This window comes from Clostridium lapidicellarium (genome assembly GCF_041224415.1).
Taxonomy (GTDB): Bacteria; Bacillota; Clostridia; order Clostridiales; family Clostridiaceae; genus Clostridium_B; species Clostridium_B lapidicellarium.
Genome location: NZ_JBGFFE010000003.1, coordinates 47,154 through 70,437, shown reverse-complemented (window position 1 = coordinate 70,437; position 23,284 = coordinate 47,154). Strand labels below are relative to the sequence as shown.

General features: G+C 34.5%; 23 protein-coding genes. 3 read left to right on the top strand and 20 right to left on the bottom strand.

Annotated features, from left to right (window positions below; genetic code table 11):
* From phnD to AB8S09_RS03890, 11 genes are all read right to left on the bottom strand, one after another.
* The gene (gene phnD / locus AB8S09_RS03940) at positions 1 to 933 is read right to left on the bottom strand and encodes a phosphate/phosphite/phosphonate ABC transporter substrate-binding protein (RefSeq protein ID WP_294182041.1); all 933 of its coding nucleotides are present in this window, start codon (positions 931 to 933) and stop codon (positions 1 to 3) included.
* The gene (locus tag AB8S09_RS03935) at positions 927 to 2,567 is read right to left on the bottom strand and encodes an inositol monophosphatase family protein (protein ID WP_369868519.1); all 1,641 of its coding nucleotides are present in this window, start codon (positions 2,565 to 2,567) and stop codon (positions 927 to 929) included. Before AB8S09_RS03935 ends, phnD begins: the two co-directional genes overlap by 7 nt.
* The gene (locus AB8S09_RS03930; protein ID WP_294182043.1) at positions 2,564 to 3,259 is read right to left on the bottom strand and encodes a phosphonate C-P lyase system protein PhnL; all 696 of its coding nucleotides are present in this window, start codon (positions 3,257 to 3,259) and stop codon (positions 2,564 to 2,566) included. The genes AB8S09_RS03935 and AB8S09_RS03930 overlap by 4 nt, the downstream gene beginning before the upstream one ends.
* Before the next feature lie 4 nt (positions 3,260 to 3,263).
* Complete coding sequence (locus AB8S09_RS03925) at positions 3,264 to 3,893, bottom strand: LbetaH domain-containing protein (RefSeq protein ID WP_294182044.1); 630 nt, start codon at positions 3,891 to 3,893, stop codon at positions 3,264 to 3,266.
* On the bottom strand, positions 3,890 to 5,065 hold the full coding sequence (gene phnM, locus AB8S09_RS03920) for a phosphonate metabolism protein PhnM (RefSeq protein WP_294182045.1): 1,176 nt from the start codon (positions 5,063 to 5,065) through the stop codon (positions 3,890 to 3,892). The genes AB8S09_RS03925 and phnM overlap by 4 nt, the downstream gene beginning before the upstream one ends.
* 39 nt (positions 5,066 to 5,104) lie before the next feature.
* The gene (locus AB8S09_RS03915; protein ID WP_294182046.1) at positions 5,105 to 5,947 is read right to left on the bottom strand and encodes an ATP-binding cassette domain-containing protein; all 843 of its coding nucleotides are present in this window, start codon (positions 5,945 to 5,947) and stop codon (positions 5,105 to 5,107) included.
* A gap of 9 nt (positions 5,948 to 5,956) precedes the next feature.
* Positions 5,957 to 6,805, bottom strand: a complete 849-nt coding sequence (locus AB8S09_RS03910) for an alpha-D-ribose 1-methylphosphonate 5-phosphate C-P-lyase PhnJ (protein WP_294182047.1) — start codon at positions 6,803 to 6,805, stop codon at positions 5,957 to 5,959.
* Positions 6,789 to 7,913 (bottom strand): carbon-phosphorus lyase complex subunit PhnI, encoded by a 1,125-nt coding sequence (locus tag AB8S09_RS03905; RefSeq protein WP_294182048.1) that lies wholly within the window; start codon positions 7,911 to 7,913, stop codon positions 6,789 to 6,791. Before AB8S09_RS03905 ends, AB8S09_RS03910 begins: the two co-directional genes overlap by 17 nt.
* 1 nt (position 7,914) lies before the next feature.
* A complete protein-coding gene (gene phnH, locus AB8S09_RS03900) occupies positions 7,915 to 8,508 on the bottom strand; it encodes a phosphonate C-P lyase system protein PhnH (RefSeq protein WP_294182049.1) in 594 nt (197 codons plus the stop codon).
* A gap of 2 nt (positions 8,509 to 8,510) precedes the next feature.
* Positions 8,511 to 8,936, bottom strand: coding sequence for a phosphonate C-P lyase system protein PhnG (phnG, locus tag AB8S09_RS03895; protein ID WP_369868518.1), 426 nt, complete (start codon positions 8,934 to 8,936; stop codon positions 8,511 to 8,513).
* Between the two features lie 151 nt (positions 8,937 to 9,087).
* On the bottom strand, positions 9,088 to 9,804 hold the full coding sequence (locus AB8S09_RS03890) for a GntR family transcriptional regulator (protein WP_294182051.1): 717 nt from the start codon (positions 9,802 to 9,804) through the stop codon (positions 9,088 to 9,090).
* Between the two features lie 350 nt (positions 9,805 to 10,154).
* Here AB8S09_RS03890 and AB8S09_RS03885 point away from each other — a divergent pair, with 350 nt between their 5' ends.
* The 3 genes from AB8S09_RS03885 to AB8S09_RS03875 all read left to right on the top strand — a co-directional run bounded on the left by AB8S09_RS03885 (position 10,155) and on the right by AB8S09_RS03875 (position 12,817).
* Entirely contained in the window at positions 10,155 to 11,339 is a 1,185-nt protein-coding gene (locus AB8S09_RS03885; RefSeq protein ID WP_369868517.1) for an aminotransferase-like domain-containing protein, read from the top strand.
* Positions 11,340 to 11,396: 57 nt separating this feature from the next.
* Positions 11,397 to 11,552 (top strand): hypothetical protein, encoded by a 156-nt coding sequence (locus AB8S09_RS03880; RefSeq protein WP_294182053.1) that lies wholly within the window; start codon positions 11,397 to 11,399, stop codon positions 11,550 to 11,552.
* Positions 11,553 to 11,620: 68 nt separating this feature from the next.
* Entirely contained in the window at positions 11,621 to 12,817 is a 1,197-nt protein-coding gene (locus AB8S09_RS03875; protein ID WP_369868516.1) for a pyridoxal phosphate-dependent aminotransferase, read from the top strand.
* A 51-nt stretch (positions 12,818 to 12,868) separates the two neighbouring features.
* Here the strand turns inward: AB8S09_RS03875 and AB8S09_RS03870 are convergent, their stop codons facing one another.
* From AB8S09_RS03870 to AB8S09_RS03830, 9 genes are all read right to left on the bottom strand, one after another.
* Entirely contained in the window at positions 12,869 to 13,747 is an 879-nt protein-coding gene (locus tag AB8S09_RS03870) for a GNAT family N-acetyltransferase (protein ID WP_294182055.1), read from the bottom strand.
* A 64-nt stretch (positions 13,748 to 13,811) separates the two neighbouring features.
* A complete protein-coding gene (gene speD, locus AB8S09_RS03865) occupies positions 13,812 to 14,192 on the bottom strand; it encodes an adenosylmethionine decarboxylase (RefSeq protein ID WP_294182056.1) in 381 nt (126 codons plus the stop codon).
* 152 nt (positions 14,193 to 14,344) lie between these two features.
* Positions 14,345 to 16,261 (bottom strand): bifunctional 4-hydroxy-3-methylbut-2-enyl diphosphate reductase/30S ribosomal protein S1, encoded by a 1,917-nt coding sequence (locus AB8S09_RS03860; protein WP_369868515.1) that lies wholly within the window; start codon positions 16,259 to 16,261, stop codon positions 14,345 to 14,347.
* 4 nt (positions 16,262 to 16,265) lie between these two features.
* The gene (gene cmk / locus AB8S09_RS03855; protein WP_294182058.1) at positions 16,266 to 16,922 is read right to left on the bottom strand and encodes a (d)CMP kinase; all 657 of its coding nucleotides are present in this window, start codon (positions 16,920 to 16,922) and stop codon (positions 16,266 to 16,268) included.
* Between the two features lie 95 nt (positions 16,923 to 17,017).
* Positions 17,018 to 18,250 (bottom strand): BaiN/RdsA family NAD(P)/FAD-dependent oxidoreductase, encoded by a 1,233-nt coding sequence (locus AB8S09_RS03850; RefSeq protein ID WP_294182059.1) that lies wholly within the window; start codon positions 18,248 to 18,250, stop codon positions 17,018 to 17,020.
* Between the two features lie 190 nt (positions 18,251 to 18,440).
* The gene (gene gdhA / locus AB8S09_RS03845; RefSeq protein WP_294182060.1) at positions 18,441 to 19,802 is read right to left on the bottom strand and encodes an NADP-specific glutamate dehydrogenase; all 1,362 of its coding nucleotides are present in this window, start codon (positions 19,800 to 19,802) and stop codon (positions 18,441 to 18,443) included.
* A 183-nt stretch (positions 19,803 to 19,985) separates the two neighbouring features.
* A complete protein-coding gene (locus tag AB8S09_RS03840) occupies positions 19,986 to 20,861 on the bottom strand; it encodes a MurR/RpiR family transcriptional regulator (protein WP_294182061.1) in 876 nt (291 codons plus the stop codon).
* 193 nt (positions 20,862 to 21,054) lie between these two features.
* A complete protein-coding gene (locus AB8S09_RS03835; RefSeq protein WP_369868514.1) occupies positions 21,055 to 21,762 on the bottom strand; it encodes a pseudouridine synthase in 708 nt (235 codons plus the stop codon).
* A 71-nt stretch (positions 21,763 to 21,833) separates the two neighbouring features.
* A complete protein-coding gene (locus AB8S09_RS03830) occupies positions 21,834 to 23,231 on the bottom strand; it encodes a glycosyltransferase family 2 protein (RefSeq protein ID WP_294182114.1) in 1,398 nt (465 codons plus the stop codon).
* Positions 23,232 to 23,284 lie beyond the last annotated feature (53 nt).

The window sequence follows — 23,284 nt, the reverse complement described above, 5'->3', positions numbered from 1 at the left end:
TTAATTAAGTCCAAATTTAGTTGCCAGATCATTTATATATTTGTAATCGGAGTTTTCTGCAGATACATAACGAATTTTTTGTCCCTCTTTTTCTCCAACAAAATTTTTGAAATAGGAATCATTGTCATATTTCAGATAAAAGTTTTTTACACTTTTTATGAAGTTTGGATCCAGGTCTCCCCTTATTGCTACAGGTGAACCCGGAATTATAGGAGATTTGTATATGATTTTTATCTTATTTTTGTCTACATCACCCTTTTGAATTTCCAGATCAAAGGTGTCTGAAGCACAGGGAGCAGCATCGATATCACCTTTTGCTACTGATAATAATCCATTTTGATGGGCTCCTGAATAAGTAACCGACTTAAAAAATTTTCCATTGGTATGTAGGGCATCAATAGTTAAATTCTGATCCTTGAGTGTATCGATTATAGCTTTTGAAGGAACCAAATTACCGGAAGTTGAATCCGGATCCACAAATGCAAAGCTCTTTCCCTTTAAATCCTGTATTGAATTTATTGAATTGTTGTTTGACTGGGTAATAAGGTAAGAATAGTATCCTGCCTTGCTTTTATCTGAATTTAAAGCCGGGACTACCAGAGGCACTGCCTTAGATCTTTTATGTGCCTGGACATAGGATAGCGGTCCAAAATTGGCAATATCCACTTTCCCGGTTCTCATGCCCTCTATGGCTGCATTGTAATCACTGCAGAGGTATTCTTGAACTTTCACTCCCAATGCCTTTTCCATGTCTTTCTGGATGGCATGACGATATTCTGTAAGTTGAGATGTAGCTTCATTGGGAAGATAAGCTATAACTATTTTGTCAGGTTTTTTTACCTTGTTTTGAGAAGTTTTAGATTGTGAGGAACAGCCTGCAATAGAAAAGACAATCATTATCGTCATAATAATGGGCAGAATTTTTTTTAACATGATTTAACACTCCTTAAATTTTTTATATTTGTCTTACTCAATAATTCATCTTCAATAGGTTTGCTTTCAGCTGCTATAAAGACGAATTTATTATTGTTCCCATAACTAAAATATTGGCAGCATCCGCCAAGTGCTTTTAGAAAAATGGCAGCTGCGGCAAAATCCCATATTCTAAGTTTTGCAGAAATATATCCCTGAAGTTCCCCCATGGCAATTTTACATATGGACAGGGATGCAGAACCAAAAGCTCTGTGCCCCCTTATACTGTCATTGATTTTTGTCAAATCTATTTTTTTATTTTTCAAAAATGTAATTGTATTTAAACTGAAATCTATAACTGAATCCTGCAGCACAGGATTTCTATCTGCTTTTTTCGTAATTATTTTTCCATTTAAAGCAGCCTCCCTGCCTGAAATCGCCGAATACATGATATCTTTCATAACATCATAGACAACACCTATGAAAGGTTTCTTATTTCTGTAAAGTGCCACGGATATTGAAAAATTTTCATGGAAACTCACAAAATTTGTGGTTCCATCAATGGGATCTATTATCCAGGTATATTCTGAAAAAAATTGTTTTTCAGAGGTTTTTTCTTCAGTTATAAAGCTGTGGTCGGGATATTTTTCGGCAATTTTTTTTACCAGAAATTTCTCAATTTTCAAATCATATTTTGTGACTAAATCCCTGCAGTCATTATTTTTTAATTTTAGATTGAAGTTATCGGATACAGAATTTTTGACAAAATCGCCTGCTTCCCTCACAATTGATTTAATAAAATTTTCTATTTCTTCAGGTCCGTTTTCACCTTTTTTTATATCTTTGTCGAAAGAATATATTGCTTCTTTTGGGGAAGTTATGCTGCCTAATTTTATACCGGAACCATATTTCCCATGAAAATCACTTCCGCCTGTGAGAATAAGATCATATTTTTTGCTGTATCTCTTAATTTTCTCCATATCCTCACTGCTGTTGGCTTCATGATTAAGTTCCAGACCATCCAGGCCGGCCCTACACAGTTTGTCAATCATGTCGTACGAATCGAACTGCCCTGGATGTGCCAAAACAGCTGTGCCGCCATCCGACTTTATGGCTCTGACCGCATCCACTGCATCCACATAGATTATATCCCTGCTGCATATACCTTTACCCTTAAATAGTTTTCTGTATAAATCGGAATATATTTCATCTGTGTAACCTCTCTCTATCAGTTCCTCCATTATATGCTGCTTGTATATAACCCGGCTGTTTCTCGCCCTGCCTATTATATTTTTAATACTTATTTTATAGCCGGCGTCTATCAGTGTACTTATCTGTGAAATGGAATTGGCGTTTCTTCTTTCCAAAATGGGATTACATAATTTCTTTATGTTTTTACCTTGAAGATCGAAATTAAATCCTAAAATATGGGCTTTCTTGTTCTTTTGAAAATCGAACCCGGAGATTTCAATTCCCGGAATGACCTTTATACCCTCCCGTATTCCCAGATCTACAGCTTTTCCCAGGCCTTCTACAGTGTCATGATTTGTTATTGCTACATGGGTCAGTCCACTTTCTCTGGCCATGTTCAATATTTCTTCAATGCTGCTGCAGCCATCTGAAATATCAGTATGAATGTGAAAATCTGCCTTCATATGAGTTCACCCGCCTCCATATTATATTCTCTGTCACAAACCCCATCCATAAAATCAATGTCATGAAATATTCCTATCATCGTAGTTCCTTCAGATTTCAGCTGATTTAAAAGCTCTTTTACCCTTTCTTTAGAATAATTATCCAAGCTTGCGGTAGGTTCATCCAAAAGTAATAACCGGGGATGCTTGACCATAGCCATAGCTATGTTTAGACGCAATTTTTCACCACCTGAGAAATTATTCGGATAGCTGTCCCAAAGTTCCCTGTCAAGTTCAAAATGTTCAAGTATTTTATCGGCTTCTTTTGAAGCGTATTCTTTGCTAAAACCCATTTCCAAGACGGAATGTTCCACAAGATCCCTGGCTATGGTTCTTGGCATACTGTTGAGAAACTGGGATACATATCCCATTTCATATTTTCTCAAATATATCATCTGTCTTTCAGATATACTTAAAATATCAACTAGTCCAAATTTTTTTGAATTGTACCATATGTTTCCTTCATTGGCCAGATAAGTTCTGTAAATGCATTTAAGTATTGTGGACTTACCACTTCCACTTCTGCCTGTAATTCCTATGAACTCCCCCTTGTTTAAAGATATGTTGATATTCTTTGATGCACTTATATGTTTCCTCAGGCTGTGTATGGTAAAAGTTTTGCATAAATTTTCTATTTTCAGTAGCTGCTCCATAATATTACCTTCCTTTATAATGCTTCTTCACAAAATCATCTATATTCAATAAAAAGTCATTGAAATTTTCTTTTATTTTCTCGTAGCTCCAATTCCACCATTTGATGCTCTGAAGTTTTAAAACAACGTCCTCATTGAATCTTTTTCTGATCACTTTTGCAGGTACGCCTGCCACTATAGTATAGGGTTCAACATTTTTTGTCACTACAGCACCACTTCCAACCACAGCTCCATCTCCAACAGTTACATCCGGCATGACAATAGCACCATGGCCTATCCAGACATCATTTCCAATGTATACTTTTTTGCTTTCCCTTCTTCGGAAAAATTCTTCATCATCTTTTTCGTCAAAACCGTATATTTTCCTCCTGTAGGTGAAATGATGCAGGGTCGGTCTTTCCATAGGATGATTTGTAGGCCCAATTCTCACCATGGCAGCAATGTTGACAAACTTACCTACTTCAGTGTTTTGCAGAAAACAAAATTGACCTGTATAAGAATAATCACCGAGAATCACATTCTCATAAAAATTTAAAATACCCACTTTTGTAAATTCACCCAGTTTTGAATTTACTATTTTACAGTCCCTGCCTATAACCGGTTTTCTGGATAACACTTTCCCATCAGCATTCATAAGCAATAATTGGTCCTTGAAATTAATTTTCCATCAACAAAAGCTGATGTAATAACCGGGAATTTATTATTTAACTTTTCTATTATAATTACGTCAGCTTTTTTGCCTTCTTTTATCGAGCCTACGGTGTTATCAATATTTACTGCTTTTGCCGGATTTATTGTAACCATATTGAACATTTTGCTTAAATCCATGTCATATTTACCGTTGAGGAGAAATACTGCATGAAGCATGGCTGCTGGATAGTAGTCACTGCAGAGTATGTCGATATAGTCTTTTTTTATTGCCTCTATTGCACATAGATTTCCTGCATGGGATCTACCAAGGAGTACATTTGGCGCTCCCGCCACTGTATACATTCCCATATTTTTAGCAGATTTTGCGACTTCTAGGGTTACAGGAAATTCACTTATCTTGGCACCATAATCTCTAACAATTTTTAATTTTTCAATACTGTCGTCATCATGGGATGCAATTGGAATATTTTTTCTTACAGCCAGGCCGGCAATTTCCTTTATGGCTTTGTCCGTTATCTTTTCTTTATGCTTGCTGTCTTCGATTATATTCTCTATTTTCTCATCCGACAGTCCTCTGTTGGATTTAAGTGCTTTTTTGTATATCTCCAGATCCCTGTATTCTCCTTGTCCCGGAGTGTGATCCATAAAGGAAATCAGCTGTACTTTATCATTTTTAATATACTCTTTTATATTATCTACCTCGCCTACATCGTCTATTTCAATTCTTGCATGAAAGCGGTGCCTGATAAGATGTTTGCTGCCGTGTATCCTGTCAATGGTGTTGATTATTTTCTCCACATTTTTAGGATCTCTTATAGGCATGTTTTTCAATTCATTCTTATCCATGGTAATTGAATGAAACATAGTTGTTATACCTTCATTTATTAAAATCTTTTCCTCTTCCCTTAGGCTTATGGAAAAATCCATAATTGAAGTAGGCCTAGGTGCAGACATGGTCTCAATGTAATCTGAATGCACATCAATGAATCCAGGAGCTATAAAACCGCCTTTGGCATCAATTGTCTCTTTAAAATCATGTTTTTTGATTTCTTCATCTTTTTTAATTTCTGCAATTAAATCATCTTTGATTATGAGATCATATCCCGTTAATATTTCATTTTCAGTTATTATTTTTCCATTTCTAATTAGGTACACTGCTTATCCTCCTCTTTAGATCCCAAAATGTCGAATTTGTCACAGAAGTGAATACACCAACTGCTGTGTATACTCAGATTGAGGATCTTCAAGTATTTGATCTGTAAGACCTTTTTCAATAATTTTTCCATTGAGCATGACGACGGTCCTGTCTGCAAGCATTCTTATAACACCAAGATCATGGGATACGATAATCATACTTATACAAAGCTCTCTTTGGATTTCCTTGATTAAATCAAGTACATTCGCCTGCACCGACAAATCCAATCCTGTAGTAATTTCATCCAGCAGCAGGACAGGAGGATTATTTGACAGTGCCTTGGCAATTTGAACCCTCTGCTGCATACCACCTGAAAAATTTTTAGGAGCTTCTTTCATTCTTGAAAGCGGTATGTTGACTCTCTCCAGAAGTTCCCTTCCCCTCTCTTCCATCTTGCTCACATTTCTATGCCCTGCAGAAATTAAATTCTCGGCAATATTGCCTATGGAGGAAAAATTCATTCTCAACCCCTGTGCAGGGTTTTGATAAACTTTACCTAGAATATTGTTTTTTATAAATCGTTTCTGCTGGGAGGATTCTGAAAATATATTTACTCTGCCGTTTTTATAGTTATTTATATAAGCCTGTCCAGAAGTGATATCTTTATCAAAATAAAGGCATTCCAGTAAAGTGGATTTTCCACTGCCGCTTTCTCCTACGACACCGAGTATCTCTCCTTTATACAACTCAAGGGAGATATCCTGACAGGCATACACTGTACCACATTCAGGGCAAAAGTTTTTCTCCAGCCTATTCTTTGAATTACTGCATTTACTGCATCCATTTCCAAATTGCTTGTTTAAATTTACAACTTTCAAAATTGGTTTTTCCGAAGGTTCCATTTTATCACCTCAATTATCTGTCAATTTGCTGTTCATTCTCATAAGACAATAGCTTGTATCATTACATTGATAATATTTTTTACCGGTTTCTTTGTCTATAAATTCATCAAGATATACATCAGCTGCCCCGCAGAGTCTGCATTTTTTGCCTTCAAAATTTTCAGGCTTGAATGGATAATCCTCGAAGCACAGAGATCTTACCTTAGTATAGGGCGGCACCGCATATATCTTTTTTTCCCTTCCTGCCCCCAGAAGAATTAAAGCTTCGGAATAATTCATTTTACTATTGTCAAAACGGGGTATAGGACTTGGGGCCATTACATATCTGTCATTTACAACAACAGGATGGTCAGGTCCAGTAGCCATATCTCCGTACTTCATAATCCGCTCAAATAACATGAGCCAAACACCGCTGTATTCTTTTTCAGCATGAAGTCTTTTGGACTTATATTCACTGGGTTCCACATATCGAAGAGGTTCTGGAATTGGGACCTGAAGTACCAATATTTGACCATTTTTAAGCTTTACCTCCGGAATTCTGTGCCTCGATTGAATTATGGTAGCTTCTTCTGTTTTTTCTGTAATTCTGACACCAGTAGTACCCTGTACGAGCTTTTTTATATTTACAGCATTTACGGATTCATCTGATCCCTGATCTATAACCTTCAATACATCTTTTTTGCCAATTAGCGATAGAGTCAGCTGGAGCCCTCCTGTGCCCCATCCTCTGGCTATAGGCATTTCCCTCGAGGCAAAGGGAACCTGATAACCGGGAATTGCAACGGCTTTTAGGGAAGCTCTTCTAATTTCTCTTTTGGAATTTTCATCAAAGAAAGCAAAATTATAATTTCTCTTCAATTGCTGTCCCTTCCTTTCTCTTGGTTCTGCGTACGCTGTCCAATTTTGATTGAAAAGTAACATAATGGGGCAGTTTCAAATGTGACATGAATCCCGAGGATTCAACACTGTCTATGTGAAGTAATACAAATTCCTCATCCTGGGTTGGATATACTGTATCTTTGTTTTCAAGACATTGATCAAGTATTGCCATAGCCATAGCTTTGGTCTCGTTCTGGCCATAGCAGGCACCATAACCTATACCAAATTCAAACTCCTGCCTTCCATTTTTTTTCTTCACTGTTTTGGGCACAAACATTTCCACTTCTGTTATTACAATATCCCCTATATAGAAATCTTCCTCTTCTTCACAGGAATCTTCCAGTGGATTGCTCACATACAGCGGAAGATTTCCAACTCTCAATTCCCCTACTGTAGGGTGTTTGGAACCATAACCTCTCAATGCTGCATATCCTAAAGATATAACTGCTCCTGTTTGTCCTCTCGTTAAAATTTGCAACCTTTCACTTCTCTCTGTAGGAAATTCTATACTCTTCTTGGTTATGTCAATTGGAGATCTGTCATCATTTTTATAGGACCTGATAAGTCCCTCTGCTCTTAAATAATCCAAAACTTTGGGTAAATTCCTAAGATTTTCCCGAGGGACTTTAGAAGAAATATCATTTTCAAACTTCTTTAGCCATTTCAGGGATTCTCCCTTGGATTCATCGACAAGATCAAAATCTATAAGTCTATGGGTATAATCACGAGATGCTCCTAAAATTTGTCCCCCCGGTATATCTTTAAAACTAGCTGAGATTCTTCTTTCTATATGCATGTCTTTCGATTCAGCCGTCCTTGTATAATGTTTTCTTGACAGCGTAGATCTGTAAGCCCTAAGTAAAAATACCGCCTCTTCAGAATTACCTTCTGACTGCTTGATTGCAATAGCCGCCAATTTTTCAGAGTACAGGCTGCTTTCCGACATTACCTGATCAATAAGTCCCCTCATACCTGCTTCTATATCGCTGACTTTTAAAATACTGCCCTTTTTCAATCTTTCATATTTTACTCTTCTAATAGACTCTTCTATAGCCCTAGTTCCACCTTTTACAGCCACATATCCCACATTAATCCACCTTCTTTGTAACTTCTGTAGTCCTTGGCAGACATATTATATTCGAATATCTGTCTACAAAAATCATGTCTATTCCCATGGGAAACTCTACATTTTTATTGTGTAAACTGTCCAACCAGACTCCATTCAGCTGCAGATCCATATAATTTTTATCCTTTATGCCAGGTCCCTTAAGCAAAAATTTTTTTTCATTACTTATTTTAGAAGTTTCCACAATTACAGTAGCTGATCTATGAGGATTTATTAAATTTCCAGGTTTTGCACAAGCAAGTGCCTCTTTTAACATAATTATGTCTGCATCTTCCAATATAAATATGAAATCGGCTTTTTCAATGCACTCGGGTTTTGAATAAGTCAGCTGCCTTACGATACTGGAAACTTCATTCTCATTTTTAGAAATAATTTTGAAACTCACCTCTGAATCCAGTAGCATGAACATCAATACTAATGTGGAATTGAAAAATTTTATATCCATATGAATTTTTTTACTTTCTTCATCTATGTTTTTTATAACGCCAGGTTCTGACATGCAAGTTAATAATTTTCTATAAGCTTTCTGTATATCGTGAACCATATCAATCTCCATACTTATCCTTCCTTCATCGTCTCAAAGTTTACTTTGGTTTTTAAAATTTGGGCCTCTTTTAAAGATTCTGCCTTTTTTATCCTCTTTTCTTCTTCAACTAGCATTTTTTTCCATGCATTTGTCTCTTCTAGATTTGAATTGTAAGCTGCATCAATAACTGCAAGCCAATATGCCAAATCCGGTCTATAACCTTTTACAATTCCCAATCCAAATTTTTTATTTATCTGTACCTTTACTTCAGTTACAAGTACTTCCCCCAAGTAAAATAATGAATTTTTAGCGCTTTCACGCATTTTCACCATAACGAGACCAGTATTTGGTTTTTCTATCATCTTTATTTCATATTTTTTTTCTATTTCCTCGAAGAGGCTTTCTGCAAGTTTTTCGGAACCTCTAACCAGGATTTCAGTTCTTCTTCGTCTTTTCATTTTTTCAACTCCTCTCTAGCAATTTTTATTATATCCTGTTGCCAAGTTTTAAGAAGTAAAATCTAGGTTAATTGTGTTAAATAATATTAATTAATGTAAAAAAACCGTGTATAATTTTATACACAGCTTTTTAGTCAATTTTGAAATGTTATTATTTGATTATATATTTGAAATGATCGGATCTATAAAGTATTTTTGTATATTCAAGTATCTTTTTGGTCTTGGCATCGCAGGAATTGGTTTCCAATATCAGCAGAGGAATCAGACTCCGGCATTTCAATATTTCTCGCTCTCCTTCCGTGGGAAAGGAAACACTTAAAATACTCTTACTTGACATGAATTCACTGTACCCGTTATTTCGGTAATACTCAAACATGGATGTTATTTTATCGCCAAAATTTTCTATATTAGGGAAAGTAGTTGAAGAAACATAGGATACATGCAACGCCATGGGTATGTGATCTATGATTCTGAGTCTTGCAACCTTATATATCTTGTCACCGGCATCTGCATTTAATTCCGTAAAAATTTTTCTGTTATATTTTATCCTTTTAAAGCATACATTTTTTGATAAAAAATCATATCCTTTTTTTATCATTTTCTCACTAAAACTCTTGTCACCAGATAAAACGAGATCTATGAGTTCATGTTTATGCTTCAAAAATCTCCCTTTACCCCATTTAGAATAGATATAACCCATCTCCTGTAACCTCTCATAAGCCTTTCTAACCACTATTCTTGGAACTTTGTAAATATCAGCCAAATCATTTTCCGAAGGCAGTCTGTCGTTTTTGTCATATTTCTTTTTATTGATGTTATATATCAGTTCATCTATAATTTTGGTTTCAGCATCAATATTATCATTCATGGGTTTCACCTCAATTTTGTTTTATATTGTCCATGATAGATTAATTCTTTTAATTCAATATTTAATCTTTGTAAAATAAAATTAACAATAAATCCTCCATTATAGTAACAACATGTGCATATTTAAAGTAAATATATTTAAATTATTGTTGAAAATATCCTCTAAAAATTATATTATTATAGTAGAAGGTAATACGTCTATAAAGAAAATGATATTAATGTGATTTTTCTGATTTTTTTGACTTTTAATATGTATTACCTCAAATTACAAAAAATAGTAATTCAAATATATTAATTTAAGGAAGGTGATAAAGGAATTATTGCATTTTTAAAATTTAGGGGGGTTTTTTCATGGAAATAAGTTTTTCACAAAGAGCGGAGGGACTAAAAGCTTCAGAGATAAGGGAACTCTTGAAATTAACTGAAATGCCTGAAATAATTTCTTTTGCCGGAGGATTACCTGCACCAGAACTTTTCCCTGTAAAAGAAATGAAAAAAGTAATGCAGAATATTTTAGACGAAGATGGAATTGGTACTATGCAGTATAGTACTACAGAAGGATTTAAACCCTTAAGGGAAATAATAGCAAATCAGAGGATGGTTAATTCAGGGGTACATGTTACTGGTGATGACATAATAATAACCAGCGGCTCCCAACAGGGAATTGAATTTTCAGCAAAAATGTTTGTAAATGAAGGGGATACTATTGTATGCGAAAGTCCAAGCTATATGGGAGCACTTAATGCATTTAGGGCTTACAGACCTAAATTTACTGAGATAGAGATGGATGAAAACGGTATGATAATAGAAAAACTTGAGGAAGAACTTAAGAAAAATAAAAAAGTTAAAATGATCTATACTATCCCAGATTTTCAAAACCCTACAGGAATAACCATGTCCGACGACAGGAGAAAAAAGTTGGCTGAACTTGCAAGTAAATACAAGGTTCCTGTAATTGAGGATAATCCTTACGGTGAACTTATCTTCGAAGGCACGACTCATCCTTCTATAAAAAGTTTTGATAAAGACGGATGGGTGATATATCTTGGGACGTATTCAAAAACATTTTGTCCTGGTTTTAGAATCGGCTGGATATGTGCTTCACCTGAAGTACTTCAAAAATATGTTATAATAAAACAAGGGGCAGATCTTCAATCAAGTAGTTTGGACCAAAGAGCTACTGCAAAATTTATGGAGACATACGATCTAGGTAAACACATAGACGATATAAAAAAGGTTTATGGCAAACGTCGAACTCTTATGCTGAGAAGCATAGACGAGTACTTTCCAAAGGAAATTAAACACACAAATCCTTATGGAGGGCTATTTGCTTGGGTTGAGTTAAAAGAAGGATTAAGTTCTAAAAAGATATTGGAAGAGGCATTAAAAGAAAAAGTAGCCTACGTTCCAGGAGGTTCTTTCTTCCCAAACGGCGGACGTGACAATCATTTCAGACTAAATTATTCATGTATGTCAGAGGAAAAAATTGTAGAGGGAATTAAGCGGCTTGGAAAAGTACTCTACAAATATTATTAATCTATAGAATAAAATCTCTCCTTTTAGGTTAAACTTTCTCTAAAGGGAGAGGATAACATGTATGATATAAAAAATTCTATAGAATTAACAGAAAAAAGGGGTAGATTGAGAGCCGATTGTATTGGAGACAGAGGTTACTTTAACAGTTTTCAAAATCAAAGCATGTTTGAATTAAAATCAATTCACATTCCCATAAAAAACTTATCTAAATGAAAAGATTTTATTCTTACATTCATACTACAGTTTAGTTAATTTAAATCAAAAGTGGAGGGGTATTTCCTATGAAATTATCAAATAGAATTTTAAACATGAAATTTTCACCTATACGTAAATTGGCGCCTTATGCAACTGCCGCAACAAAGAGAGGTGTAAAGGTATACCATTTAAATATTGGACAACCTGATGTAAAGACTCCAGACCTGTTTTTCAAGGCAATTGAAAGATTTAAGACAGATGTTCTGTCATATACGGAATCGCAAGGAATGGACGAGCTACAGGAAAGCTTCATAGAATATTACAAAAAATGGGGTACAGAATTTACTAAAGACGAGCTGGTAGTGACTAATGGAGGCAGTGAAGCCATAATGCTTACCTTTATGACTTTATGTGATCCTGGAGATGAAATAATTTCTCCTGAGCCATTTTATACAAATTATAATGGATTTGCAGAAACAGCTTCAGCTAAGATGGTCCCATACTTGACAAAAGCAGAAAATGGTTTTCACCTTCCAAGTAAAGAGGTAATAGAAAGCAAAATAACCGATAGGACAAGAGCACTTATGATATCAAACCCCGGAAACCCGACAGGTACAGTATATACTGCAGAAGAACTAAGAATGCTTGGAGATATAGCTAAAGAACACGACCTCTTCCTTATAGCAGATGAAGTTTATAGAGAATTTGTATATGATGGACTGAAATATACTTCTATACTCAGCTTAAAGGATATTGCAGATAGAGTAATAGTTGTGGATAGTATATCCAAACGCTACAGTGCTTGTGGCGCAAGAATTGGATTAGCAGCCTCAAAGAACAGGGAGTTTATCCACAATGTGATGAAATTGTGCCAGTCCAGACTTTGCGTACCTACTGTAGAACAGATTGGAGCAACTGCCTTAAAAGATACTCCGGAAAGTTATTTTGTTAAAACAAGAGAGGAATATCAAAAAAGAAGAGATATTCTAATGGAGGGTCTTGGCAAGATACCCGGCTTGATATGCAAGAAACCGAGCGGTGCCTTCTACGTAGTTGCAAAATTACCTGTCAAAAATGCAGAAGATTTTTCAAAATTCCTGTTAACTGATTTTGAGAAAGACGGAAAAACAGTAATGGTTGCTCCCGCCAACGGTTTTTATGCTACTCCGGGATTGGGAGAAGATGAAATAAGAATATCTTATTGTCTGAATTGTGACGACTTAAAAGAAGCTGTAAGATTATTAAAGATAGCACTGGATGAATATAAAAAGACAAGAGATTGATTAAGAGGTAATATATAAAAAATTCCCAGTTAGCTGGGAATTTTTTATATATTACCTTCTGTGGTTTAGTTCTAAAAGGCACTGTTCCCTTTTTACCTTGAACCCAACGCTTTTATACAGATTTAAAGCTATGTAGTTAGAATTTTTCACTTTTATTATTATTTTATTGAATCCATTGAAATGTATTAGATTCAATATGTATATCAGAAAATATCTGCTGTATCCTCTACCCCTGAATTCTTTGATTATACCAAAATTTACTATAACAGGCATTCCCTTTTCAATTATGAATTGACCATATCCTATATATCTATCGTTTTTTTTCAAGAAAACTGCACCTTTTTCAAAATAATAATCCTGTATTTCATCAAAAAAAATATCTTCCAAAGTAAGCGGAATCCTGTTGTTATCCTGAAATATTTTATTCTGTATTTCACATCTTTTTTTCTCATCTCTGCCCTTTTGCATTAATTCAAATTCCAACTCTTCATTTAAAGTAAAATCTATACTTTCAGGCAGATCCCTGTATAAAATCAAAGTACCATCTTTTTTTTCAAATCCCACCTTCTTTAATAATCTAAAATTATAGTTATTGCTTTCGCAAAAATATTTTATAATATAATTTTTCTTTATGGTATTTATCAAGCACTTATAGGGCAATATATCGGTGCTTCTGTATTCATATACTACGTTCATGGCATTTATGTAACAGATGTCTCTAGGGTAGAAGTCTGTCCAAATATAGCCTATATACCTAGCTCTATTTCTGATTAGTTTGACCTTATTTCTTAAAATAATTTGCTGTATAAAATTGCAATTATCATAAATTTGGAAAAAATCCTTATTTAAAGAATTGAACAGATTCCGCTTTTCATTCAATATTCTAAAATACTTTAGATTTTTCTTTATCAGCTTCATACATTTATACATTCAATTTTCACCCTGTATGGTATATAATAATAGAAAATAAAAGATCACCCTGCTCGATGATCTCTTATATATTTGAGGCTTTTACTTCCACGGCCTGTTCAAATATACCTCTCTTTACTTCTGTAGCCGTCATATTTTTTGCATTGAATTTTTCAGTCATATAATTACATGCATCCCAAGGATTTATTCTATTTCCACAAGTAAATACGTCCACAGCAGCATAACCAAGTTCTGGCCATGTATGAACAGTCAGATGTGATTCTGATATTATAACTACACCACTGACACCCTGAGGACTAAATTTGTGAAAAATAGCTTCTCTTACTTCAGCACCTGCTTTTAGTGCAGAATTCACCATTACTTTTTTTATAAAATCTTCATCATTCAATATTCTAGCATCGCATCCATAGATTTCCGCTAAAATGTGCCGCCCTAATTCATTCATTTTTCATATTTACCCCCTAGATAAAATATAACAATTAAATTCTATCAAAAATAATGAAAAAGTCAATATATATTTGAAATATTTAAATATTACTCTAACTTTCTTCATATATTGGATAAACATTGGCGGTAAATCAAATTTTAGGGCATGGTTTAAATATCGTCTACCTCTTTTATACTCAATGCTATTTTTTCATCATCCCTATTTACTTCCAGAATCTTTGCCTTTACTTCCTGACCTACTTTCAATACATCTTCAGGTTTATCTATTCTCTTGTGGCTTATCTGAGATATATGGACAAGTGCATCTACTCCCGGTTCCAATTCAACAAAAGCACCGAAACTTGCAAACCTGACTACTTTCCCAAGTACTACGCTTCCCACTGGATATTTTACATCAACATTATTCCAGGGATTTTCCATAAGTTTTTTAAGTGATAATGACAATTTTCTCTTTTCTTTGTCTACATCCAATATATAAACTTTTATCTTATCACCTATTTTCAAAACATCACTTGGCTTATCTACTCTTCCCCAGGATAATTCAGATACATGAAGCAGACCGTCAACTCCCTGTACATCCACAAAGGCTCCAAAATCAGTCAATCTTCTAACTTCTCCTTCTACTACTGTATCCTTTTCAAGAATATTCCATGTCTTCTCTTCTCTTTTCTCTCTTTCTGCCCGTAAAATTTCTCTTCTCGAAGCTACTACTCTGGTTCCCCTTCTCTCTTCCTTATATTCGATTATATTTACGTCCAATTCTTTATCTACATATTGAGAAAGATCATCTACATGATATAGTTCTACATGGGAAGCAGGTATGAAGACTCTCGCCCCCTTGTAATTTGCCACAAGTCCGCCTTTTACAGCTTCTTTCACTGTGACTTCTACCACGGTATCTTTTCCATTGATTTCTTTTAATTCTCTATAGGCATTTTCCCTTTCCAGTTCTATCTTGGACAGTACTACATATCCATCCTCATTTTGCCTTCGAATTACTTTGACTTCCATTTCGTCTCCCGCATGTATCAATTTTTCCAGGTCATCATCTTCATTCTTGGTTATCTCTACTTTGGGAAGTATACCATCTGATTTATATCCTATATTTAAAAAGACCTCATTTGGGTTTACAGATATTACAGTCCCTTTAATTTTTTCTCCTAATATTATTTGAGTATCATTTTTATCCATATAAGATAATTGCTCATTTTTTAATGCTAAATTTTTGTCATCGCTCATTTTCAAAATTGCCTCCTTTATTATCCAATCTGGTGTTGAAGCTCCTGCTGTAACACCTATAGTTTTTATTTTATTAGATCTAATTATATTATCAGGTATTTCTCCTGAATTTTCAACATGAAAGGTATTTATACAATTACTTTTACATATTTCATATAATTTAGTGGTGTTGGAACTATTTTTACCCCCTAGTACTATCATTGCGTCAACTTTTTTTGAAATATCATCTGCAGATTTTTGTCGAAATCCTGTAGCACTGCATATTGTGTTAAAAGCAATGAACTCTTTACACTGCTTGATTACTACATTCATCACTTTCTGCCAGTTGGACTGCTTTTCTGTAGTCTGTGACACTATGCAAAGTTTTGGTGGAAGTTTTTCCAGGTTTGATCCATTTTTAGATATAATTGCAGTATTTTCACACCAGCCATCTATGCCCAGTACTTCAGGGTGAGTCTTATCACCTACTATTAATATAGAATACCCCAATTTATAATATTTTTCTACTTTTTTTTGTATATTCGAAACATACGGGCATGTAGCATTTATTACATTTACTTTTTTATTTTTTAGAAGAGTAAATGTAGATTTAGGTACTCCATGGGAACGTATTATAACTACATCTCCTTCTTCGAGTTTATTCATATCATCTTCTTTTAGAGGAAATATTCCTTTTTCCTCTAATTTTTTTACTACACTATTATTATGAATCAAAGGACCCAAAGTATATATATTTTTTTTGAATTTTTTTTGAGTATTTACAGCTCCTTCCACAGCTCTTTTTACTCCGAAACAAAATCCAGATTTTTCTGCCAGTACAATTTTCATAATTTCACCTTGAATTTTCTATTATGTATTTCGAAATAACTTCTACCACTTCCGAAATAGAAAGGTTAGAAGAATCTATTTCTAAGGCATCTTCCGATTTCACAAGAGGAGATATCTCCCTATGCGAATCCATATAATCTCTTTTAATTATATCATTTAATATTTTATCATATTCTGCAGGTATATTCTTCTCCTTAAGTTCCCTGCACCTCCTCCTGGCTCTTTCACCGGCGCTGGCCGTAAGAAAAAATTTTAAGGGGGTGTCTTTTAGAACTACAGTGCCTATATCCCGTCCATCCATAATCACATTGCATTTCAATGCCATTTTTTGCTGCATATCTACCAATAATTTTCGCAGCTCGGGAATAGCGGCATAGTTTGATACATTATTGCTTACACTGGGTTTTTTTATAGATTCAGTCAAATCCCTGCCGTTTACCAGAATTCTGTCATTTTTAAAGCGCATTTCAAGTGATTTTGCAACTTTGCAAACGCTTGACGTATCTGTGTAAGGTATGCTTTTTTCCATACATATATAAGCAACAGCCCTGTACATAAACCCCGTATTTATGTACATTAGGTTGAACTTTTGGGCTATAATGTTTGCTATAGTACTCTTGCCTGCAGCTGCAGGACCATCGATTGCGACAGATATATTCAAAATATTATTCCGCCTTTCTTGATAAAGCCATTAATTATTTATATATTCTATTATTCTATAAAAAACTATAAAATCCTTTATTTTATAGGATTAATTTAACGTATTCGTGTCATTTGAGTCCCTGCTAAAAATCCAGTGGATAATGCAATCTGCATGTTAAATCCGCCTGTATAACCATCTACATCAATCAACTCTCCTGCAAAATATAGATTGGATATTATTTTGGATTTCATAGTAGATGGATCTATTTCTTTCGTATTTATCCCTCCTGAGGTAATTATTGCCTCTGATATGGGCCGGAGCCCCTTTATGGTCATAGAAAGGTTCTGAAGTAGATTCGCCAAATCCATCCTTTCCTCCTTAGTTATGGAATTGCACTTTTTACTTGGAACTATTTTGGATAAATCTATAACTATTTCTATTAATTTCCTGGGTAATAGATCATCCAGAGAATTCTTAAAATCTTTGTTTGAATACTTTAGAAAATCTCTCTGCAGTCTCCTATCCAGTTGTTCAACTTGCAGGGCAGGTTTTAAATTTACAACTGCCCTTAAATTTGTATTGTCTTTTACCACCCTGCTTGCACTTAAAACAATAGGACCAGATATACCAAAATGGGTAAACAACATTTCGCCAAATTCCCTATACAAAATTTTATTTTTTGAATCAACTATACTTAAAGATACATTTTTCAATGAAAGACCCTGCAGTTTCTTTATCCAGCCTTCTTCTATCTCTATCGGCACAAGTGATGGATTTAACTCCATTATAGTATGACCCATCCCTTTGGCCAATTTATATCCATCTCCTGTAGAACCAGTCTGAGGATAAGATAGCCCACCAGTACAGAGCATAAAATAATCACCTTCCACTATGGAATTATCTTCAAGCTGAACTGCACTTATAACCCTGTCACGACAGATAAATTTTTTCACTCTGGAATTTAATTTTATCTTGACCTTTTCTTTTATAAGCTGTTTTTTCATGGCTTCAATTAGATCAGAGGACTTATTTGATACAGGGAAAACTCTATCCCCTCTCTCAATTTTCAGTTTGACTCCTAATTTATTAAAAAATTTTATAGTATCTTCATTTGTAAATGAATAAAGGGAACTGTAAAGGAAATGGGGGTTTCCGGGAATATAATCGAAAAATTCCTCTATATCTTTCCCATTTGTTATATTACATCTTCCCTTTCCTGATATAAACATCTTTTTGCCCAATTTTTCATTTCTCTCTATTAAAACAACTTCATTGTTATTTGATGCGGCGGTTATCGCAGCCATCATTCCCGAAGGACCGCCGCCGATTACTATTATTTTTGTCATTAGTTCACGCACCTTATTTTGTATAGGAATAAGTATATTACCCTATTATAGTAATATACTATGCAAATTTATTCAATATAAATTTAATATAATATTTATAACTTTTGAATATTATAGGAATTGTAAAATAAAAAACAGGCGAATTTATTATAAATCCGCCCATTTTAAATCCACAGCGATATTGCCCGTATTAGTATATTCCCTGTGCATACATTGCATCTGCCACTTTCACAAATCCGGCAATATTAGCTCCTGCCAATAAGTTGTACCCAAATCCGTATTCTTGAGATGCATTCTTGCAATTATTATATATATTTATCATTATATTATGAAGTTTTTCATCAACTTCATCTGCCGACCAAGATAATCTCTCACTGTTTTGTGCCATTTCAAGGGCTGAAGTAGCAACTCCGCCTGCATTTACTGCCTTTGAAGGTCCAAGTATTATGTTGTTTTTTAAGAAATACTGTTCAGCTTCATTAGTGCATGGCATATTGGCAACTTCACATACAAATTTTATACCATTTGCCACTATTTGTTTTGCATGTTCTATGTGAATATCATTTTGAGTAGCACAAGGCATTATTATATCAGCTTTAACTCCCCATGGTTTTTCATTAGGGAAGAATTTAGCACCAAATTTGTCAGCATAATCTTTTACCTTGTCTCTGCCTGAAGCACGCATCTCCAACATGTAATTTATCTTTTCATCCGTAACTACCCCGTCCGGATCATATACATAGCCGTCCGGTCCGGAAAGTGTTATGACTTTTCCACCTAACTGGGCAATCTTCTTGCATACTCCCCAGGCAACATTGCCAAATCCGGATATAACTACTGTTTTACCTTTGATGTCAGTTCCCTCGTGCTTGAGAATTTGCTGACAGAAATAAGTTGCACCAAAACCAGTTGCTTCCGGTCTTACCAAACTTCCGCCATAGGATAATCCCTTTCCGGTAATAACACCGTTTTCAAATGCACCTCTTAATCTTCTATACTGTCCATAAAGATATCCCACTTCTCTTGCACCTACGCCTATGTCTCCTGCAGGAACATCTACATCTGGTCCTATGTGTCTGTACAATTCAGTCATAAAGCTTTCACAAAATCTTCTCACTTCACCGTCAGATTTTCCTCTCGGATCAAAATCGGAGCCGCCTTTGCCACCTCCTATTGGAAGACCTGTCAGTGAATTTTTGAGTGTCTGTTCAAATCCCAGAAATTTAATAATTCCTATATAAACGGATGGATGAAATCTAAGTCCTCCTTTATAAGGTCCTATACTGCCGTTAAATTGAACTCTAAATCCTCTATTGACCTGAACCTTGCCATTATCATCTACCCAAGGAACTCTGAAGATTATCTGCCTTTCCGGTTCACAAAATCTTTCCAGAAGATTTTGTTCGATGTATTCAGGATGTTTTTCCAATACCGGTCCTATGGAACCTAAAACCTCCTCCACAGTCTGCAGAAATTCAGGTTCATTTGAATTTCTCGCCTTTACTTTTTCAATTACCCCGTTAATATAATTTTGTACCTTCTCCTCAGTCATAAGTGGTAACACCCTCCTTGTGTGATTATTAAATATTTATTTGTTAAATTACAGAATTAAGACATTTTTAATTTATCTTATATGAATATATTCTATATAAAATTCAAGAATCCTTCTTATTTTACATAAATTCTTTTAATAGTTTGATAAATTATTCATAATATTCAATTTTCCTAATTTTAGTTAATTTTGATCTCTAAAAGAATAAACCTGGTATTCCTTCCAGATACTCTCCAAATCCGAAAAAGTGGAAGATATTTTTCCTTTTTCCCTCAGACCAACTGCAACAATCAATGCATTGATTACACTTAAAGGTGCTACTAATGAATCCACAAAGGAAGCCATATTGCTCTGGGCAATCAATGTATAGTCCGATCTGGCTGCAAGCGGTGAAAGAAGACTGTCAGTAATAGCTACTATTTTGGCATTCCTGCTTTTGGCAAAAGTCAGTGCCTCTATAGTTCTTACGGCATATCTGGGAAATCCTATTCCTATAACTAGATCACCTTCCCTTAGATTTATCATCTGTTCAAAAATATCACTTATCCCATATCTGACTACCTGTACATTGTCCAATATCAAATTCAGATAAAAGCCTAAAAAATCTGCAATTGCGGTAGAACTCCTAAGACCCAGTATGTATATCTTTCGAGCCTCGAATATACTTTCAACTACATCGTCAAAAGTCTTATGATTTATTTTTTCAAGAGTTGCCCTTATGTTTTCCATGTCGGATTTTAAAACACTTTTCAAGGGGCTTTCCTGACTTACAAAATCATTTGATAATTCTATTCTCTGTACGGTAGTTAATTTGTTTTTTATGAGTTCCTGCAGAGATTTTTGCAATTTAGGATATCCTGAAAATCCTAGTTCATTTGCAAATCTGACTACTGTAGATTCACTTACACCTACATTTAACCCTAATTTTGCAGCAGTCATAAATGCTGCCTTGTCGTAGTGTTTTAAGATGTATTCAGCTATTAGTTTTTGACCCTTGCTCAATCTTGGAAATTTAGTCTGAATCGTCCTTATCAAATCCTGACTGTTAACCTGTTCCATTTTTATTCATTCCTTTCTATCCATTTTGAATCTGTTTTGCAATATTTGTTTCATTTTATCATCTATTGATTAAATTATCAAGACATCTTTCAATTGTTTATCTATTTTTCTTTTTTCGTGTAAACCTCAATTCATCCCATAACCGCCTGCATTTTGGTATAAAACAATATATAATTTTATACATAAATTCATATTATTTTTTGATATAATCTATCTCTTTTTTGTTCAAATATCTCCAGTTTCCCTCTTTTAAATTTCCAAGCCGTATATCCCCTATGGCTATTCTTGTTAAAGTCAGTACAGGGCATCCTATTTTTGAACACATTCTTCTTATCTGCCTATTTTTACCTTCATGTATTTTTATTTCAACTTTTGATTTATTTTTATCTATATTGATTATCTTAAAGTCAGCTTCAGCAGTTATATACCCTCCTATATCCAATCCACTTTTAAACCTCTCTATGGAACTGCCAGATGGTATGCCTTTCAAAGTGGCTATGTAAATCTTGCTTCGTCCCGACCTGGGATGGACTATATTATTGTATACTTCTCCATCATTAGTAAGTATTATAAGCCCGGAAGTGTCATAATCCAACCTGCCCACCGGATAGACTCTCTCTTTAACTTTTACGATGTCCAGTACGGTATTTCTACCTCTGTCATCTGTGACTGCGGAAAGGTACCCCACAGGCTTGTTTAATAGTATATATACTTTTTTTCCCTCTTTTTTTACCACTACATCATCTATGGAAACTATATCACTTACATCGTCAACTTTCAGGCCCAGCTTATTTGCCACAGATCCATTCACTTTTACTCTTCCCTGTAATATTATGTCTTCACATTTTCTTCTTGAAGCTATACCACAGTGAGACATATACTTTTGCAGTCTTTCAATCATCTTTATCCACCTCTGCTTCAATATTTCAAATTAAAAAATAATCCTCAATGATATATCACTGAGGATTGTTCCTATTCCATTTCCTGTATACTTATTTGTCTGATATGTTTAGTGTGATCCCACTCTTTGTTATTCTTGTCCAATATTCCTTGTATTGCTATTGGTATCCAAGTTAAAGTATATATCCCGTAGAGTAAATACCATATGAACATTTTAAGAGGCTTTTTGCCCCAAATTAAAGCTATAAAGGATACAAATATCAACAGATATACTGCATTTCCAAGAACCATTTGTAAAAAGGTTGGAGACCCAAAAATATATGAAAGTACTATTATGTTAAGAGAATACAATGCAAACACAAAAAACATCTTTTTAGAGAGTTTACATTCCAAGGTCATTATAAAAGGTGTAATTAAAAACTGAAATATGCTGAATGCTTTCCACAAAATAGGTATGAACAATGAACTTATGACAAATATGTTCAGACCATGTTCATTGTTATTTTGTAAAACAGTCATCAGAGCTGATAGGCCAATTAACAAAGTTACAAAGGGCTGTATAGTATATATTGCACAGTCGAGAGATGTAAGACTTTTATCACGTACAGCTTTTTTTACAAGCTTGAAGAAAAATCTAGAGGCCACATCTGTAAAGCCCTTCATCCATCTTTTTCTCTGATTCCAGGACTGTTTCAATGTCAGCGGCTTTTCATCATATACCACTGCATTATGGGCCCAGCCGACTTTATGTCCATTTAATACTAATTTACAGGTAAACTCTAAATCTTCAGTTAAACAAGTTGCACCCCATCCCAATTCCCTGAGAATATCCGTGTCCATACAAAAACCTGTTCCACAAATTTGAGTGGACAATCCAAGATTTGATCTAGACAATTGGAAGAGTCTATTTGTAGTCCAAAATGAAATCGAATAAGATCCCGTTATCCACGAATCATCTGGATTCTTACTGTCAACATAACCCTGGACAACTTTATAGCCCTTACTGAGTTTGTAATTCATCTCCCGTAAAAAATTCTTCGAAACCAAATTATCAGCATCAAAAACAGCTATGGAATCATATTTCCTATCCATTTTAAATATTTTATCAAACATCCATTCAAGAGCATATCCTTTTCCCTTTTTTTCAGGAACTTTCCTTTCATACACATTTACATCATATTTTCTTGCTATATCCGCCGTATTATCATCACAATTATCTGCAATTACAAAAATATCATACATGTTTTTAGGATAGTCTAATTTTTTTAAACTTTCTATTACGTTTGCAATAACCATCTCTTCATTATGAGCTGCTACTAACAGCGCAAAGGTGTGTTTAGGAGCAAATCTTTTGGCACCGTCATCTCTTCTTTTATAGAGTCCAAATAAAGAAAGTATTAGGTAATATATTGTGATTGTAAAAACCGATATTTGAAAAACAAGTGTAAAATTAAAAATAAACCCTTTCATCACAAAAATCCTTCCTTGACATATTTATTCTATTGTCCTCTAACAATTGTATA

What these genes read in the sequence shown, in the direction of transcription:
- phnD (WP_294182041.1), bottom strand. Translation starts at nt 933, where the DNA reads ATGTTAAAAAAAATTCTGCCCATTATTATGACGATAATGATTGTCTTT.
- AB8S09_RS03870 (WP_294182055.1), bottom strand. Translation starts at nt 13,747, where the DNA reads ATGTATAAATGTATGAAGCTGATAAAGAAAAATCTAAAGTATTTTAGA.
- AB8S09_RS03930 (WP_294182043.1), bottom strand. Translation starts at nt 3,259, where the DNA reads ATGGAGCAGCTACTGAAAATAGAAAATTTATGCAAAACTTTTACCATA.
- AB8S09_RS03840 (WP_294182061.1), bottom strand. Translation starts at nt 20,861, where the DNA reads ATGGAACAGGTTAACAGTCAGGATTTGATAAGGACGATTCAGACTAAA.
- speD (WP_294182056.1), bottom strand. Translation starts at nt 14,192, where the DNA reads ATGAATGAATTAGGGCGGCACATTTTAGCGGAAATCTATGGATGCGAT.
- AB8S09_RS03860 (WP_369868515.1), bottom strand. Translation starts at nt 16,261, where the DNA reads ATGAAAATTGTACTGGCAGAAAAATCTGGATTTTGTTTCGGAGTAAAA.
- AB8S09_RS03925 (WP_294182044.1), bottom strand. Translation starts at nt 3,893, where the DNA reads ATGAATGCTGATGGGAAAGTGTTATCCAGAAAACCGGTTATAGGCAGG.
- AB8S09_RS03850 (WP_294182059.1), bottom strand. Translation starts at nt 18,250, where the DNA reads ATGACAAAAATAATAGTAATCGGCGGCGGTCCTTCGGGAATGATGGCT.
- phnG (WP_369868518.1), bottom strand. Translation starts at nt 8,936, where the DNA reads ATGAAAAGACGAAGAAGAACTGAAATCCTGGTTAGAGGTTCCGAAAAA.
- AB8S09_RS03835 (WP_369868514.1), bottom strand. Translation starts at nt 21,762, where the DNA reads ATGATTGAAAGACTGCAAAAGTATATGTCTCACTGTGGTATAGCTTCA.
- AB8S09_RS03875 (WP_369868516.1), top strand. Translation starts at nt 11,621, where the DNA reads ATGAAATTATCAAATAGAATTTTAAACATGAAATTTTCACCTATACGT.
- AB8S09_RS03880 (WP_294182053.1), top strand. Translation starts at nt 11,397, where the DNA reads ATGTATGATATAAAAAATTCTATAGAATTAACAGAAAAAAGGGGTAGA.
- AB8S09_RS03830 (WP_294182114.1), bottom strand. Translation starts at nt 23,231, where the DNA reads ATGAAAGGGTTTATTTTTAATTTTACACTTGTTTTTCAAATATCGGTT.
- gdhA (WP_294182060.1), bottom strand. Translation starts at nt 19,802, where the DNA reads ATGACTGAGGAGAAGGTACAAAATTATATTAACGGGGTAATTGAAAAA.
- AB8S09_RS03915 (WP_294182046.1), bottom strand. Translation starts at nt 5,947, where the DNA reads ATGGAACCTTCGGAAAAACCAATTTTGAAAGTTGTAAATTTAAACAAG.
- AB8S09_RS03935 (WP_369868519.1), bottom strand. Translation starts at nt 2,567, where the DNA reads ATGAAGGCAGATTTTCACATTCATACTGATATTTCAGATGGCTGCAGC.
- AB8S09_RS03890 (WP_294182051.1), bottom strand. Translation starts at nt 9,804, where the DNA reads ATGAATGATAATATTGATGCTGAAACCAAAATTATAGATGAACTGATA.
- AB8S09_RS03885 (WP_369868517.1), top strand. Translation starts at nt 10,155, where the DNA reads ATGGAAATAAGTTTTTCACAAAGAGCGGAGGGACTAAAAGCTTCAGAG.
- phnH (WP_294182049.1), bottom strand. Translation starts at nt 8,508, where the DNA reads ATGGAGATTGATATGGTTCACGATATACAGAAAGCTTATAGAAAATTA.